The organism is Streptomyces sp. NPDC091281, from assembly GCF_044757425.1.
Taxonomy (GTDB): domain Bacteria; phylum Actinomycetota; class Actinomycetes; order Streptomycetales; family Streptomycetaceae; genus Streptomyces.
Genome location: NZ_JBIVUY010000024.1, coordinates 1 through 15,667 on the forward strand (window position 1 = coordinate 1; position 15,667 = coordinate 15,667).

At 74.4% G+C, this 15,667-nt stretch carries 11 protein-coding genes; 7 read left to right on the forward strand and 4 right to left on the reverse strand.

Annotated elements, in window-relative coordinates; all coding sequences use genetic code 11:
* Nucleotides 1-354 precede the first annotated feature (354 nt).
* The 5 genes from ACIQPQ_RS37375 to ACIQPQ_RS37395 all read left to right on the forward strand — a co-directional run bounded on the left by ACIQPQ_RS37375 (nt 355) and on the right by ACIQPQ_RS37395 (nt 6,332).
* Nucleotides 355-810, forward strand: coding sequence for a hypothetical protein (locus ACIQPQ_RS37375; RefSeq protein ID WP_401313362.1), 456 nt, complete (start codon nt 355-357; stop codon nt 808-810).
* Nucleotides 811-1,066: 256 nt separating this feature from the next.
* The gene (locus ACIQPQ_RS37380; protein ID WP_383775535.1) at nt 1,067-1,732 is read left to right on the forward strand and encodes a beta-glucanase; all 666 of its coding nucleotides are present in this window, start codon (nt 1,067-1,069) and stop codon (nt 1,730-1,732) included.
* 196 nt (nt 1,733-1,928) lie between these two features.
* The gene (locus ACIQPQ_RS37385) at nt 1,929-2,126 is read left to right on the forward strand and encodes a hypothetical protein (protein ID WP_383775532.1); all 198 of its coding nucleotides are present in this window, start codon (nt 1,929-1,931) and stop codon (nt 2,124-2,126) included.
* A gap of 241 nt (nt 2,127-2,367) precedes the next feature.
* On the forward strand, nt 2,368-2,880 hold the full coding sequence (locus ACIQPQ_RS37390) for a hypothetical protein (protein ID WP_401313366.1): 513 nt from the start codon (nt 2,368-2,370) through the stop codon (nt 2,878-2,880).
* A gap of 77 nt (nt 2,881-2,957) precedes the next feature.
* Nucleotides 2,958-6,332: a pyruvate carboxylase gene (locus tag ACIQPQ_RS37395; protein WP_401313369.1), complete on the forward strand. Its 3,375-nt coding sequence runs from the start codon at nt 2,958-2,960 to the stop codon at nt 6,330-6,332.
* A gap of 49 nt (nt 6,333-6,381) precedes the next feature.
* On the opposite strand, the gene ACIQPQ_RS37400 is transcribed toward ACIQPQ_RS37395, so the two are convergent.
* Both ACIQPQ_RS37400 and ACIQPQ_RS37405 read right to left on the reverse strand, forming a co-directional pair.
* Complete coding sequence (locus ACIQPQ_RS37400; protein WP_383775610.1) at nt 6,382-7,041, reverse strand: response regulator; 660 nt, start codon at nt 7,039-7,041, stop codon at nt 6,382-6,384.
* Nucleotides 7,042-7,049: 8 nt separating this feature from the next.
* A complete protein-coding gene (locus ACIQPQ_RS37405; RefSeq protein ID WP_401313372.1) occupies nt 7,050-9,440 on the reverse strand; it encodes a sensor histidine kinase in 2,391 nt (796 codons plus the stop codon).
* A gap of 136 nt (nt 9,441-9,576) precedes the next feature.
* Between ACIQPQ_RS37405 and ACIQPQ_RS37410 the strand changes: the two genes are divergently transcribed.
* Complete coding sequence (locus ACIQPQ_RS37410) at nt 9,577-10,743, forward strand: lysostaphin resistance A-like protein (RefSeq protein ID WP_401313375.1); 1,167 nt, start codon at nt 9,577-9,579, stop codon at nt 10,741-10,743.
* Between the two features lie 27 nt (nt 10,744-10,770).
* Here ACIQPQ_RS37410 and ACIQPQ_RS37415 read toward each other — a convergent pair whose 3' ends face one another.
* On the reverse strand, nt 10,771-11,703 hold the full coding sequence (locus ACIQPQ_RS37415) for a GNAT family N-acetyltransferase (protein WP_401313378.1): 933 nt from the start codon (nt 11,701-11,703) through the stop codon (nt 10,771-10,773).
* Nucleotides 11,704-11,914: 211 nt separating this feature from the next.
* Between ACIQPQ_RS37415 and ACIQPQ_RS37420 the strand changes: the two genes are divergently transcribed.
* Nucleotides 11,915-12,637, forward strand: a complete 723-nt coding sequence (locus tag ACIQPQ_RS37420; protein WP_401313380.1) for an FAD binding domain-containing protein — start codon at nt 11,915-11,917, stop codon at nt 12,635-12,637.
* Nucleotides 12,638-12,747: 110 nt separating this feature from the next.
* Here ACIQPQ_RS37420 and ACIQPQ_RS37425 read toward each other — a convergent pair whose 3' ends face one another.
* Nucleotides 12,748-15,297 (reverse strand): discoidin domain-containing protein, encoded by a 2,550-nt coding sequence (locus ACIQPQ_RS37425; RefSeq protein ID WP_401313383.1) that lies wholly within the window; start codon nt 15,295-15,297, stop codon nt 12,748-12,750.
* Between the last annotated feature and the right edge of the window lie 370 nt (nt 15,298-15,667).

The window sequence follows — 15,667 nt, forward strand, 5'->3', positions numbered from 1 at the left end:
CCGGACGAACTCCCACTCGATGTCGGACAGTTCATGACGACGTATCACGACACCATGATCCACCAACCGTGATCATTTGAAGACAACGCCTAGGGCCTCTCTTTCGGATCTTGCCGTCGGTCGCGGGGTCTGGCACGCACATCTGCCGCGTTGTCGTCGGTTGCCAACGCTCCGCGTTGACGCCCTCCTCCGCCTTGCAGCTGCACGCACCAGACCCCGCTCGGGTCAGGCCAGGACGCACCGCACCTCGCGGCCGACCAGATCCGAAAGAAAGGCCCTAGTCGGCCGTCCGCGCGGGCGGCCCGCGTCACCCGAGCGGACGACAGCCGCCGCGGGCTCTGCGAGGATCGGAGCATGACGAAGAAGCACGCCCGCACCCCGGCCGCCCGGTCCGCGAGCGGGTCCGGCACGTCAGCCCTGTCGATCGGCTCCGTGGGCAGCTTCCTGTCCATCGGGTCCGTCGGCAGCGTGCTGTCCATCGGCTCGGTGGGCAGCGCCCTCTCCGTCGGCTCGGTCGGCTCCGCCCTGTCGGTCGGGTCCGTCGGCAGCTGGCTGTCGGTGCTGTCCGTGGGCTCCGCGGCCTCCGTCGCCTCCGTCGGCTCCTGGCTCGGCGTGACCGCGACGGGCGCCGGAGTCCCCGACTCCCTGCGGCACCCCCGGACCACCCGGCCCGCCCTCCCGACCGGCGCCGTCCTGGCGACCGGGACCGCCGTGGCCGCCGTCGCGGGGCTGGCGCTGCTGTACGCGTACAGCAAGGGCACGGGGCTGCGCCGGAAGACCGGCGCGGAAGACCCCGAGGACGGCGCCTGACCGGCCTGCGGTCGCCGAGCAGGTCGCCAGCACGCCGTCGGACCGGCTACTTTCCCGAGGGCGCCGCCCGCCCGGCCGCCGAGGCACGTCGTAGGCACCGCAGGGCGTGCGCGTACGTTCCCCCTCCGTACAGCCGTACGGATTTCGCGTCCCCCACCTGGGTGGCCGCGCCGTCCTCCCGTGGTCGCCGCCGCATGGGTGCGAGTGCAAAGGGGAGGCTCCCCGTCCAGGGCACGTGAGGGCGAGGAGTACGCCGATGTCCGACGTCTGTTTCAGAGCCGACTTCGCTTCCGAGAGCCAGTGGGTGGCCGGCCGTTCCTGGGCCTATCCCGACGGCGGCCCGGTCAATCCCGGGGACAACAAACTCGACCACCTGACCGCCGACCCCGCCTACTCGCGCGGCGGGACCTTCCGCGCCACCCGCCGCCGCGACGGACTCTGGAAGACCGGCCTCCTCACCACCGAGGGCAGCGAGGAGGACTTCCGGGTCCGCGCGGGCGACCGGCTGGAGACACGGGTGCGGCTGCCCACCGAGATGGGGGCCTGGCCCGCCGTGTGGACCTGGCGGGACGGCGGCCAGGAGATCGACGTCTTCGAGTACCACCCCGACAACCCCGACCTGCTGGAGTTCACCAACCACGTCCGCGGCGGCCAGCTCTACCACCGCGACGAGGCCGTCCGGCCCGGTGCCTGGATCGACCTCGGCGTCGAGTTCGGCGTACGCAACGTGACCTGGTCGCTCAACGGCACCACCGTCTTCGCCGACGGCCGCGGCGTCGGCCGCACCTGGTCCGCCTACCTCATCGTCAACCTGTCGGTCTGCGCCGGCCGCTACCACCCGGCCCCGGAGCCCGGGGCGACGCGCATGGCGTACGAAGTGGCGTCGCTGACCGTCCACCGGCCGCAGAAACGAGCCGGCTGACCCGGCCCCCCACCCGCACCGTCCCCTGGGCCCGGCCCGCGCACGCTCGCGGCGCCGGGACTCTGCCACCGTCCGCCCGATCCCGCCACCCGGGTCGGGCGGACGGGCTACCGGCTCCCCCGAATGGCCCGCCCCGACGGGCCCCGGCCCGCCGTCCGGGGTCTTCTGGAGGCACGCCCGACAGAAGGGACGAGCCGTGTACGAGATGAAGGTGGGCCTCGCGTCGGGTGGCGGTGAGCAGCAAGTGTGGCACGTGGTGATCCCCCACCACGGGACCAGCCTGTGCGGCACCGTTGTCTCCGCCACCGGCGTGACGGCCGCCAACGAGACCGACCGTCACTGCACGCCCTGCATGGCCCATTTGCAGACGCTACTGGACCCGGAACGCGCCTGACGGCCCCCGACGCAGCCCGCCACCGACCCCCGCCCCTCACCCCCTCCTCCGAACCCTCCGCCCACGACCCGTGCCCCGCATCACCGGGACGCCAGTGCCGCACCCTCCCGCGCCCTTCCCGGCGCCCAGGGGTGCGGCTCTCGGCTGTCACCCCTCCGGCACGGACCGCCCCACCCGCCCCATCCGAACCACCCGGCCCGCCGCAGGCCTACCCGGCCGGGTCCGGGGGACAGGCGACACCATGGACCCGCACTCCGACCCGCACCCCGAACAGCACGGCGACCCCGACGCCCCGGACGCCCCCGACGTCCCCGATCCCCGCCACCGCCGCCCCGCGGGCGTCGACGACGCCACCGTCGACGCGCTCGGCGCGCTGTCCAGGGCCCTGGAGACCACTGAGCGCGCCCGCGGCCACCTCTACGGCTTCCACCAGCTCACCGGCACCGCCGACCTCCAGCTCGACAAGGCGGTCGCGCTGCTGCGCGAGGCCGGACACGTGGCGTGGGCCGAGCGCCTGGTCACCGAGATCGTCGGCCGCAACGTCATCCCCGGCCACTGGACGTACCAGATCGTCGAGGCCTACGACCGCACCTACTACCAGGCGTTCAAGGACCTGGAACGGGCGGCCGTCGACGCACTCGCGGGCGGCCGCGACCACCTCTACGAGGCCGAACTCAAGGAGGCCCGGCGGACCGTCGGCCACCCCGACCACACCGCGCTACCGGAATCCGGCGATACGGAAGAGGCCGGTTGAGTGTCACTCCTCACATGGCACTCCGGTGACGACACCGACACCATGGTGCCGTCACCGGCAGGCTGAAGGGATTCACGATGTTCCGCAAGGTGCTGGTCGCCAACCGAGGCGAGATCGCGATCAGGGCGTTCCGCGCCGGATACGAGCTGGGCGCGCGCACGGTCGCCGTCTTCCCCCACGAGGACCGCAACTCCCTGCACCGGCTCAAGGCCGACGAGGCCTACGAGATCGGCGAGCCGGGACACCCGGTCCGGGCGTACCTGTCCGTCGCGGAGATCGTCGCCGCGGCCCGCCGCGCCGGCGCCGACGCCGTGTACCCCGGCTACGGATTCCTGTCGGAGAACCCCGAACTCGCCCGCGCCTGCGAGGAGGCGGGCATCACCTTCGTCGGCCCCGACGCCCGCACGCTGGAACTGACCGGCAACAAGGCCAGCGCGGTGGCCGCCGCCCGCGAGGCCGGAGTGCCCGTCCTCGGCTCGTCGGCGCCCTCCGACGACATCGACGAACTGGTGCGCGCCGCCGACGACATCGGCTTCCCCGTCTTCGTGAAGGCCGTCGCGGGCGGCGGCGGGCGCGGCATGCGCCGGGTTGACGACCCGGCCGCGCTGCGCGAGTCGATCGAGGCCGCCTCCCGCGAGGCGGCCTCCGCGTTCGGCGACCCCACCGTCTTCCTGGAGAAGGCCGTCGTCGACCCCCGCCACATCGAGGTGCAGATCCTCGCCGACGGCACGGGCGACGTCATCCACCTCTTCGAGCGGGACTGCTCGGTGCAGCGCCGCCACCAGAAGGTCATCGAGGTGGCGCCCGCGCCCAACCTCGACCCGGAGCTGCGCGACCGCATCTGCGCCGACGCCGTCCGCTTCGCCCGCCGCATCGGCTACCGCAACGCGGGCACCGTCGAGTTCCTCCTCGACCGCGAGGGCCGCCACGTCTTCATCGAGATGAACCCGCGCATCCAGGTCGAGCACACCGTCACCGAGGAGGTCACCGACGTCGACCTCGTCCAGGCCCAGATGCGCATCGCCGCGGGGGAGACCCTCGCCGACCTCGGCCTGTCGCAGGACACGGTGACCCTGCGCGGCGCGGCGCTCCAGTGCCGCATCACCACCGAGGACCCCGCCAACGGGTTCCGCCCCGACACCGGCCGCATCAGCGCCTACCGTTCCCCCGGCGGCTCCGGCATCCGGCTCGACGGCGGAACCACCCACGCCGGTACGGAGATCAGCGCCCACTTCGACTCGATGCTGGTCAAACTCACCTGCCGGGGACGGGACTTCCCGGCCGCGATCGGACGCGCCCGGCGGGCCGTCGCCGAGTTCCGCATCCGCGGCGTGGCCACCAACATCCCCTTCCTCCAGGCCGTCCTGGACGACGCCGACTTCCAGGCGGGGCGCGTCACCACGTCCTTCATCGAGGAACGCCCGTACCTGCTGACCGCCCGCTCCTCCGCCGACCGCGGCACCAAGCTCCTCACCTACCTGGCCGACGTCACGGTCAACCGGCCGCACGGCGAACGGCCCGAACTGGTCGACCCGGTCACCAAGCTGCCCCCGCTCCCCGCCGGTGAACCCCCGGCCGGATCACGGCAGTCGCTCGTGGACCTCGGCCCCGAGGGCTTCGCCCGCGCCCTGCGCGAGTCGCCCACCCTCGGCGTCACCGACACCACCTTCCGCGACGCCCACCAGTCGCTGCTCGCCACCCGGGTCCGCACCAAGGACCTCCTCGCCGTCGCCCCGGTCGTCGCCCGCACCCTGCCGCAACTCCTCTCCCTGGAGTGCTGGGGCGGAGCCACCTACGACGTGGCGCTGCGCTTCCTCGCCGAGGACCCCTGGGAGCGGCTGGCCGCCCTGCGCGAGGCCGTGCCCAACATCTGCCTCCAGATGCTGCTGCGCGGCCGCAACACCGTCGGCTACACCCCGTACCCCACCGAGGTCACCGACGCGTTCGTGCAGGAGGCCGCCGCCACCGGCGTCGACATCTTCCGCATCTTCGACGCCCTCAACGACGTCGGCCAGATGCGGCCCGCCATCGACGCCGTACGCGCCACGGGCAGCGCCGTCGCCGAGGTCGCGCTCTGCTACACCGCCGACCTGTCCGACCCGTCCGAGCGGCTCTACACCCTCGACTACTACCTGCGGCTGGCCGAGCAGATCGTCGAGGCGGGCGCGCACGTCCTGGCCGTCAAGGACATGGCCGGACTGCTGCGCGCGCCCGCCGCCGCGACCCTGGTCACCGCGCTGCGCCGCGAGTTCGACCTGCCGGTGCATTTGCACACCCACGATACGGCGGGCGGGCAGCTCGCCACCTACCTCGCCGCGATCCAGGCGGGCGCCGACGCCGTCGACGGCGCCGTCGCCTCCATGGCGGGCACCACCTCGCAGCCGTCGCTGTCCGCGATCGTCGCCGCCACCGACCACTCCGCCCGCCCGACCGGCCTCGACCTCCAGGCCGTCGGCGACCTGGAACCGTACTGGGAGGGCGTCCGCCGGATCTACGCCCCCTTCGAGGCGGGCCTCGCCTCGCCCACCGGGCGCGTCTACCACCACGAGATCCCCGGCGGGCAGCTCTCCAACCTCCGCACCCAGGCCGTCGCGCTGGGCCTCGGGGACCGGTTCGAGGACATCGAGGCGATGTACGCCGCCGCCGACCGCATCCTCGGCCGCCTCGTCAAGGTCACCCCGTCCTCCAAGGTGGTCGGCGACCTCGCCCTGCACCTGGTCGGCGCGGGCGTCTCCCCGGCCGACTTCGAGACCTCGCCGGACCGCTACGACATCCCCGACTCCGTGATCGGCTTCCTGCGGGGCGAGTTGGGCACCCCGCCCGGCGGCTGGCCCGAACCGTTCCGCACCAAGGCGCTCCAGGGCCGCGCCGAACCCCGGCCCGTCACCGCCCTCACCGACGAGGACCGCGAGGGACTGGAGAAGACCCGCCGCGCCACCCTCAACCGCCTGCTCTTCCCCGGCCCGACCCGGGACTTCGACACCCACCGCCACGCCTACGGCGACACCAGCGTCCTCGACAGCAAGGACTTCTTCTACGGGCTGCGCCCGGCGAAGGAATACGCCGTCGACCTCGAACCCGGTGTGCGGCTGCTCATCGAACTCCAGGCGGTCGGCGAGGCCGACGAGCGCGGCATGCGGACCGTGATGTCGTCCCTGAACGGCCAGTTGCGGCCCATCCAGGTACGGGACCGGGCGGCCGCCTCCGACATCCCGGCGACCGAGAAGGCCGACCGCTCCGACCCCGGCCAGGTCGCGGCCCCGTTCGCGGGCGTCGTCACCCTGGCCGTCGCCGAGGGCGACGAGGTCGCCGCGGGCGACACGGTGGCCACCATCGAGGCGATGAAGATGGAGGCCGCCATCACGGCCCCGCGCACCGGACGGATCGCCCGCCTCGCCATCCACCGCATCCAGCAGGTGGAGGGCGGCGACCTCCTGGTCGAACTGCGCTGACGGCGACCACGGGCACCCAGGGCGGCGGGCGTCGGACAGGCCCTGGCCGTCAGGCGCCCGCAGCCGTCCCCCGCGGCCGGACCAGACCGCACTCGTACGCGAGGATCGTGGCCTGGACCCGGTCGCGGACGCCCAGCTTCGACAGCACCGCGTTGACATGGGTCTTCACCGTGCCCGTGGTCACGCCGAGCGCCACGCCGATCTCCGCGTTGGCCAGGCCCGACGCGACGTGCAGCAGGACCTCCCGCTCGCGCGGGGTCAGCGCCGACAGGGCGCCGGTGACGGACGGCGGGCTCGGGGCGCCCTGCGCGAACGTGTCGATGAGCCGCCGGGTCACCGTCGGGGCGAGGATGCCCTCCCCGGCGGCCACCACCCGGATCGCGGCGAGGAGTTCCTCGGGGCGCGCGTCCTTGAGCAGGAACCCGGAGGCCCCGGCGCGCAGCGCGTCGTACACGTACGCGTCGAGGTCGAAGGTGGTGAGGACCAGCACCTTCGGCGCGCCCGGCGCCGCCGTGACCAGGCGGGTCGCCGTCAGGCCGTCCATGCCGGGCATCCGGATGTCCATCAGCACCAGGTCCGTCGTCCCGGCGGCGGCCAGCTCCACCGCCGACGCCCCCTCACCGGCCTCCGCGACCACCGTCATGTCCGGCTCGGCGTCCACGATCGCCGCGAAACCGGCCCGCACCACCGCCTGGTCGTCGACGACCATCACGCGTATCACGACGGGTACTCCTCCTCGACGGACCGGACGGGCACCGCGGACCCGCTCGCCCCGGCGGGCGGGGCGGCCTCCGGGCCGGGCGCGACCGGCAGCGACACCCGTACGATACCGGCCGGTTCGAGCGTGATCGGCCCCGCTCCCACCTGCACCCGCAGCCGTTCCGCCACCGGCCCCACCACCGCCAGCGGCACCCCGGTCACGGTGACCCGCAGGGTGTCGCGCCGCCGCCGCAGGACGACCCGGGCGGGCCCCTGGTCGCCCGCGGCGAGCGCCGCCTCGACGATCCGGTACGCCGACAGCGCCACCGTGAACGGCAGGTCCCGCCCCGCCTCGGGCAGCCCGCGCAGCGTGACCGCCCGGCCGGACCCGCCGAGCGTCCGGCACAGCGTGTCCAGGTCCGCGACCCCGGGCACCGGCGTCAGCCGCCCGGCGGGGTCCTCCGACTCGCCCAGCCCGCGCAGGAGTTCACGCATCGCGGCGAGCGCCGCGCGGGCCTCCTCCGCCACCTCCGTCAGCCGGCCGTCGTGGGCCGCCCGCACCAGCGCCGCGGTGTGCCGCAGCACCGCGTCCCGCAACCGGGCCGCCAGCCGCCCCCGTTCGGCGTCCGCGGCGCGCTCCGCCAGCCAGAGGGCGGTGGTGAGGGCGTGGTCGTCCCGGTCGAGGACCCGCAACCGGCGGCGCCGCACGGCCAGTCCGGCCCCCCAGACGGCGGCGAACGGCGCCGCCAGCACCAGGACCAACGGCACGAACAGCAAGGCGGCCACCACCCGGGCCGGGACCTCGTCGGACAGTTCGCCGTCCGCGGCGGCCGTCCCGATCAGCCACCCCGCCACCGACACCGCCCCCGCCACCCACGCGGGCCAGGTCCGCGAGCCCCCGCGGTCGTACACCGCGACCGCGTACACGGCCAGGAACTCGGCCAGCATGCCGCCCGCGAGGTTCTCCGAGACCCGGCCGGGCAGCCCCGTCACCGCCGCGATCGGCGGCCACACCCACGCCGTGGCCAGGACCGCGAGGAGCGCCGCCCACGGGGCGCGCCGCCGCCACAGCAGCGGCAGGCTGTGCGCGGTGAGCAGCACGGTCAGGAGCAGCAGCTGCGGAACCGTCCCCCGCGGGTCCACGCCGTCCCAGTCCTGCACGCCGATCAGCGCCAGCAGCAGCGGCACCGCCACCGCCGTGAACGCCAGCGCCGGGTCCGCGAGCCGCCGCCCGCGCAACGCCGTACCCCACCAGGCCTGTTCCGCGACGGGCAGGGGCGGCGGCCCGGAGCTGTCGGGCAGGGTGGCCCGGACCCGCCAGCCGCCGTCGGGTCCCGGCCCCGCGGTCAGTTCGCCGCCGACGGCCGCCGCCCGCTCCCGCATCCCGGCGACCCCGCGCCCCGAGCCCAGGGCGCCCGCCCCGGACGGCGCGGGGGAGCGCGGCGGGGCGTTCTCCACGGTGAGGTCGAGGACGCCGTCGCCGCGCCGCACCGTCACCCGTGCCGCACACCCCGGCGCGTGCCGCAGCGCGTTGGTGAGCGCCTCCCGGACGATGCCGTGCACCGCCTCCCCGGCCGGACCGGCCAGGTCACCGGGCAGCTCCGTCGCGACCGGCGGCCCCAACCGGCCGAATCCCGCGATCAGTTCCACCACGCGCTCGGTCATCGGGCGTCCGTGCTCCCGGTCGGAGTCGCGCAGCAGACCGACGACGCGTTGCAGCGCGGTGAGCGTCTCCGTCCCGGTCCGTCCGGCGAACGCCAGCGCCTCGGCGGTGAGTTCGGGCCGCGACCCGCCCAACCGCAGTGCGGCGTCGGCGGAGATGACGACGGACGTCAGATGGTGGGCGCTCACGTCGTGCAACTCGCGTGCCAGCCGCCGCCGTTCCCGGTCGCCCGCCCGGCGCCGGGCCTCCTCGGCGCCCGCCAGTCTGCGGGCCGCCGCCGAACGGCCGCCCAGCCACTGCCGCCGCCCCTCACCGGCCGCCGCGCACCCCACGTACACCAGCGCCGCGATCGCCCACTCCGGCAGGACCGCGGCGCCCGCGCCGAGGCGCGCCAGGGACAGCAGCCACTCCACCGCGACCGCCGCCGCGAGCGCCCGCAGCGCCACCGGGACCGGCCGCCGGACCGCCACCGAGTACAGGGCGATCAGCGGGCTCACCCCGAAGTAGCCCGCGTCCCAGGCCGTGCTGCCGATCGCCACGGCGAGCAGCGCGCCCGCGAGCGCCTGGACCGGCTCCCGCCGCCGACGGCCCAGGGCCACCGTCTCCACGGCCATCGCCACCAGCACGGCCGCCGTCGCCGCCGGTCCGGGCGGTGTCACCCCGGCCGGACCGGCGGCGGGCCCCAGCCAGGCGAGCTGCGCCGCCGCGAGCAGGGTGGGGAGCAGCCAGTTCCGTGTCGTCTCCATGTCGCTTCGACCCTACGGCCGGTTCCCGGACCGCGACCCCCACCCCCGGTACCGGACCCGCCTCTACCCGAGGGTGGAGGGCCCGTTCCTGCGGGCGGCCGATGCCCGCCCCGGGGCCGCGGGAGATGCTGGGGGCATGACGTTCCCGCCCGCCGCGCCGCCGCCGTACTCGCCGTGTCCGCCGTACCCCTCGGGCCCGTTCACCGGCCCGGCGGCAGACCGTGCCCCGGCGCCCGCGGCCCCCGGGCAGCGGCTCGGCTTCCACCGTCTCGCGCATGTCACGGGCCGCCACCGCTGGTGGCGGCCGCTGCTGGGCACGCTGTTCGTGCTGGTGGCGTACGTCCTCGTCGTCGGTCTCCTCGACGTGCTGACCTCGGCCGCCGGGGCCGCCCACGGCTACCCCGACGCCCCGGACGGCACCGTCGCCTTCGGCCCCCTCTCCGGAACGGCCGTCGACCTGCTCCTGATCGCTGCCTTCCTCCCCGTCGTCCTCCTCGCGGTGCGCTGGACCGGCCGCCGTCCGGCGGGCACCGTCTCCTCGGTGACCGGGCGGCTGCGGTGGCCGTGGCTGGGACGGTGCCTGCTGGTCGCGCTGCCCGTGCTCGCGCTGAGCGGCGGCGCCGTGCTGCTGCTGCCCGCCCCGGCGGACGAGCCGCCCGCCGTGTGGGCGGGCTGGGAGGTGTTCCTGCCCGCGCTCGTCCTGCTGCTCGTGCTGGTGCCGTTCCAGGCCGCGGCCGAGGAGTACCTGTTCCGCGGCTGGCTCCTCCAGGCCGTCGGCGCGTTCGTGCGCTCGCCGTGGGCGGCCCCGCTGCCGCAGGCCGTCCTGTTCGCCGCCGCCCACGGCTGGGGCACCCCCTGGGGCTTCGCCGACCTGCTCGTCTACGGCGCTCTGGCGGGCTGGCTGACCGCGTGCACGGGCGGACTGGAGGCCGCGATCGGGCTGCACGTCGTCAACAACCTCTTCGCCTTCGGCGTCTCCGCGGCGGTCGTGGACGGCCTCGCGAGCGACGAGACGGCCGCCGACGCGCCCTGGGCGGTCGTCCTCACCGACCTGACCGGCGTCGCCCTGTACGTCGCCGCCGTCCTCTGGCTCGCCCGCCGCCGTCCGCCCGCCCGCACCGCCGTGGCGACGCCCCCGGCCCCGCCGCTCCCCCCGCCCGCCTACGGCTCCCCCTACGGCCCGTTCGCCCCGTACGGACCGTACGGTTCCGCAGCCGGGTTCCCGCCGCCGTACCACGCCCCCTCGGGCCCGCCCGGTCCCCCCGCCGGTCCGCCGCCTGGGCCGGAACCGGCCGCCCCCTGATCGGCGCGCGCCGCCCTGCCACCCCCGTCAGGGTCGGCTCAGGACCGCCTCCCACGTGTCCACCGCGTAGTGCACCGACATGCCGTGGCGGGCGTAGAGCCGGGGCGCGCCCGTGGAGTTGGAGGTGTCGACGCCGAGGCCGACCGTGTCGCGGCCCCGCGCGGCGAAGACCGCGAAGGCGTGCCGCAGCAGCAGCCCCGCGAGGCCCTGCCCGCGCGCCTCACGGGTGACACCGATGCTGCGTATCCAGCCCATCGCCTCCCGGTCGTCGCGCGCCATCAGAAACCCGGCCTCCCCGGCGGCGTCCGTCTCGGCGATCCACACCAGGGACCAGTCCAGGCCCGCCCCGTCGATGTCCTGGAGCCACTGCGCGTAGGCGCGGGGCTGGAAGTCGAAGTGCTCGGCGAACGTCGCCTGGTACAGGGCGTGCACCCGCTCCCGGTCCGCCTCGTCCGCGCAGGGCCGCAGCCGTACGCCCGCCGGGATCTCCGGCGCCCGGTCCGCCGCCGGGTCCAGGGCGCGCCGCAGGACGTGGTAGCGCCGTACCGTGTCCCAGCCCCGGCCGCGCAGCAGCGCCGTGTCCAGGGTCGGCTTCACGTTCAGGTGGAGGTGGACCACGGCCCGCGCGGCGCCGTTCTCCCGCGCCTTCTCCAGCGCCCGCGCCTCCATCGTGTCCAGCAGGAGCGCCCCGGCCGCCTGGTGCTCGGGCAGCACGTAGTGGTCGATGTCGATCCGCTCGCCCTCCGACTCGTCCCACAGCAGCCCGTACGCGACCAGGGTCTCCCCGTCGTGGGCGAGCCAGGAGTCCCGCGCCAGATCGGTCTCGGGATGCTTGAACTCGGCCTCGACCGTGTGCAGATCGGTCTCGGGGCGGCCGATCTCCAGGACGTCGATCGCGTTGAGCAGGGCGGTGACGGCGGGGGCGTCGGCGAGCGTGGCGGGACGCAGGGCGTAGGACATGGGGCCAGCGTCCGGCGGAGGACCGCTGCTCGCAACGGGTTTTCGCACGGACGTCGTACGGCCGCCACCCACGCGAGGGGCGCACATTCCGTATGCGTGAGCCCTGTACGCGCCCCCGCGTGCCTGGGCAGAATTGCCAGTGCCAGTGATCACCGGGCGGAGGCGTCGGTTCCGGACCCCGCCCACGTCCCGGGAAGGCAGGTCGGTTGCGGTGTTGGTGCGTCTTCCCACCTCCATATCCGAAGCGCAGGAGTGTCTCGCGGAGGGCGCGGTGCCGGTCGGCGGCGCCACCCTCGTCTGGGCGACCTGGCAACGCGACGGCTTCCCCGAACTGGCCATGTCCCTGCGGGAACTGCCCGCCGCCAACGCCGTCGCGCCCGGCACCCTGGGCGCCGCTGTGACCCTGTCCCGGGTCGGCGAGGAGATGCCGGAGGTGCTGCGCCGCGCCGCGTCCACCATCGGCACCGGCGCCGTCCGCCGCAGCGCCACCGTCGGCGGCAACGTCGTCGGCAGCACCCTGCGCTGTCTGCTGCCCGCCGCGCTCGTCCTCGACGCCCGCGCCACGGTCCTGGAGGCCGACCGCGTGTACGAGACGGACCTCGCGGAGGTCGTCGCCAAGCGCCCCCTGCTGCTCGGTCTGCGCTGGCGCGATCCCGTCGTCAGCGGCTACCACAAGGACGCGGCCGACGCGGGCGGCCCGCCGCCGTTCGTCGTGGGCGCCGCCGTCCACGCGCGGGGCGACGGCCGCCGCACCCTGCGCGTCGCCGCCCGCGACGGCTACGAGGTGCTCAGCGAGAGCCTCCCCTACGAGGGCGACCCCGAGGACGCCGTACGGCTCCTGGAGCGCACCGACTTCGGCGCGCTGCCCGCCGAGGCCCGCGCGAGCGTCCGCCGCGTGGTCACCGACGTCCTGACCCGCTCCGCCGACGCCTGACCCCCGCCGACGCCACGTCGCACGGGGCACCGCACACGGAACCGGCCCGTCCGCTGACGCGGACGGGCCGGTTCTTTCAGGTGGGTCCTACCCGGTTCCCCGGGCCGGGCCTACGGGAACTGCGTGAGCTTCGACGGGATCGTGCTGGTGCCCGAGGTGGGCGCCCCCGTGTCGTTCGCGACGTGGCGGTACTGGCCCATGCCGCCGAGCGAGACCACCTGGAGGTTGTGCAGCTTGATCCCGGGCTTCACCGGGACCTGGAAGCCGTGCTGCTGCACGATCGTGGGGTCGGACGTGAAGTTGCAGTAGCTGCCGAGGCCCCACGCCTCATGGGTGTTGACCGAGTCGGCCACCTTGTAGGCGGCGTAGCCGACGATGCCGTCGTGGGTGATGGCGGCCTCGTTCGGGGCGTCGTAGGCCTTCTCGTTCTGGAAGAAGATCGTGCGCCCGCGCTCGCCGTTCCACACCACGTCGTACTTGTTGAAGTGCTCGACGAACAGACCGGTCGTCAGGACGTCGTCACCGTTGACCCGCAGACCGTAGTCGGCGCGGTTGGTCTCCCAGCCGACGCCCTCGCCGTGGTCGGCGCGCCAGATCCAGGTGTGGTCGATCAGCACGTCGTCGCTGTTGACGACGACCGAGTCGGTGGCCAGGCCGGGGCCCGCACCGCCGATCCGCACGAACACGTCCTGCATCGTGGTCGGGTTGGCCGCGTGGTCCGCGCCGGAGTTGGCCGGGCCGAGCTGGAGCAGCGTGTTGGAGCGGGACGCCCCGGCGTCGATCAGGAAGCCGGCCAGCCGGACACCGTCGACGTCCGCGACGTGCATCGCGTCGACGCCGCCGTCCGGGATGATCGTCGCCAGGCCGAGGCCCAGCACGACCGTGTTGGCGCGGTTGACCTCGATCGTGCGGTCCAGGTGGTAGACGCCCGGCGTGAACAGCAGGTTCAGGCCCTGGGCCAGCGCCGCGTTGATGGTGGCCGCGGTCGCGCCCTGCTTGACGACGTAGAACTGGCTCAGCGGGAGCGAGGAGCCGCCCGCGTTCGCCGGCCACGACACGCCGCGCGAGTTGGTGCGCTTGCCGGGCACGAACACCTTGTACTCGTTGCCGTCCAGGTACAGGAACGGCTTCTCGCGGGAGATCGGCGTGGTGTCCAGCGTGGTGTACGGGCCGGTCTCGAAGTTGGAGGCCGGGGCGCCCTGGACACCCGTGAACGTCATGTTCCACACGCCGTTGGTCCAGCCGCCGACGGAGCTGTCGCGGGTGTACCACTGCTGCTGCGAGTACGGGCCGACGGTGCCGTCGATCTTCGAGTCGGCGATGTAGCCGCCGGAGGCCCACCCGTAGCCGTTCGGCGCCAGGTTGAGGCCGCCCTTGACGTGGATACGGCGGAACGGCGCGGCCTGCGCCACGGCCCACCGGTCGGTGCCGTTGGACGGCGTGATCGCCAGGTTCTCCGCCGAACGCCAGAAGTTCTGCGTGGCGTTGCCGTTGAACCAGCCCGCGTCGACCGTCACGTCACCGTTGATCTGCACGTCGTCGGGGTTGAGACCGAGGCCGGAGATCGAGGTGTAGAAGCCGAGCTGGGCGTTGATGTTGTTGTAGGTGCCCGGCTTCAGCAGGAACTGGTAGCGCCCGGAACCGAACTGGGCCGACTCCTGCTGGGTGAAGACCTGGTCGAACTTCTGCTGGAGGTTCGGGGTGCTGGGGTCGACGACGATGACGTTGGGACCGAGGTCGCCACCGCCCTCGATCGGCGGGTTGGTCGGACCGGAGCCGGTGTGGACGCCGACCTCCCACAGCGAGTATCCGTAGGCCGTGCCGCGCGCGGTGCCGTTGATACGGACGTAGCGGCCCTGGCCGCTCACGTCGTAGCTCGCCCGGCCGCCGGTCGCGCCCGTGACGCTGCGCAGGGTGTTCCAGCTCTGCCCGTCGGTCGAGGCCTGGATCTGGAAGTCACGGCCGTACGCCGCCTCCCAGTTGAGGTCGATCTTGCAGAGGCTGCGCACCGAGCCCAGGTCGACCTGGACCCACTGAGGGTCGGAGGCCGCGCTGGACCAGCGGGTGCCGTCGTTGCCGTCGAAGGCGGCGGAGGCGGGGGTGCCGCCGTTCTCCGTCGAGGACGCCGTGGCCGGCTTGCCCTGGGCCGCGTTGGCCGCGTCGCAGGCGGTGGGCTGGGTGCCGCCCGTGGTGCCGTAGACCTGGAACTCCCACAGCGAGTAGCCCCACGGAGTGCCCCGCGCGACGCCCTGGAACCGCACGTAGCGGCCCTGGCCGTTGACGTCGACGGTGTCGGTGCCGCCGTCGCCGCCGGTGATGGTCTTCAGGTCGGTCCAGGAGGTCCCGTTGGGCGAGATCTGGAGCTTGTAGTCCTTGCCGTAGGCGGCCTCCCAGCGGAGGACGACCTGGCTGACCGTGGCGGAGGCGCCCAGGTCGACCTGGTACCACTGGTTGTCCGAGGCGGCCGAGGACCACCGGGTGCCCAGGTCGCCGTCCACGGCCAGGGCGGCACCGGTCGCGGCGTTCTCGGACGAGGACGCCGTCGCCGTCTTCCCCTGGGAGAGGAGCGGATCGGCCGCGGCGGCCGTCGGCTGGGTCGTGGGGAGGGTGAGCAACGCTGCCGTGGCGGCTAGCGAGACACCCAGGGATCTGAGTCTCATGCTGATTCCCTGCGCTGGATGCGGGTGCTGAGGAACTGCTGAGGGCGCAACGTGGAAGTACGGAACCGCGTCGCCGCGATCCCGCCGTAACGTGACATGCGAACAAGCCCCGGAAGGCGCTTAGTTCACGACTTGATTTAACTGATGACGTCTTTGGTCCGGCAACCCCTCGGACACGAGAAAGTTTTTCGGATGATGACCGCGGGCCCGCCACCGCGGCCGTCACCGCGTTCAGAGGATGACGTCGGGGCGGGGGGGGGGGGGGGGGGGGGGGGGGCCCCCCCCCCCCCCCCCCCCCCCCCCCCCCCCCCCCCCCCCCCCCCCCGCCGCCCCGGGGGGGGGGGGCCCCCCCCCCCCCCGGGGGGCCGCC

What these genes read in the sequence shown, in the direction of transcription:
- ACIQPQ_RS37425 (WP_401313383.1), bottom strand. Translation starts at nt 15,297, where the DNA reads ATGAGACTCAGATCCCTGGGTGTCTCGCTAGCCGCCACGGCAGCGTTG.
- ACIQPQ_RS37395 (WP_401313369.1), top strand. Translation starts at nt 2,958, where the DNA reads ATGTTCCGCAAGGTGCTGGTCGCCAACCGAGGCGAGATCGCGATCAGG.
- ACIQPQ_RS37415 (WP_401313378.1), bottom strand. Translation starts at nt 11,703, where the DNA reads ATGTCCTACGCCCTGCGTCCCGCCACGCTCGCCGACGCCCCCGCCGTC.
- ACIQPQ_RS37375 (WP_401313362.1), top strand. Translation starts at nt 355, where the DNA reads ATGACGAAGAAGCACGCCCGCACCCCGGCCGCCCGGTCCGCGAGCGGG.
- ACIQPQ_RS37410 (WP_401313375.1), top strand. Translation starts at nt 9,577, where the DNA reads ATGACGTTCCCGCCCGCCGCGCCGCCGCCGTACTCGCCGTGTCCGCCG.
- ACIQPQ_RS37380 (WP_383775535.1), top strand. Translation starts at nt 1,067, where the DNA reads ATGTCCGACGTCTGTTTCAGAGCCGACTTCGCTTCCGAGAGCCAGTGG.
- ACIQPQ_RS37405 (WP_401313372.1), bottom strand. Translation starts at nt 9,440, where the DNA reads ATGGAGACGACACGGAACTGGCTGCTCCCCACCCTGCTCGCGGCGGCG.
- ACIQPQ_RS37400 (WP_383775610.1), bottom strand. Translation starts at nt 7,041, where the DNA reads ATGGTCGTCGACGACCAGGCGGTGGTGCGGGCCGGTTTCGCGGCGATC.
- ACIQPQ_RS37390 (WP_401313366.1), top strand. Translation starts at nt 2,368, where the DNA reads ATGGACCCGCACTCCGACCCGCACCCCGAACAGCACGGCGACCCCGAC.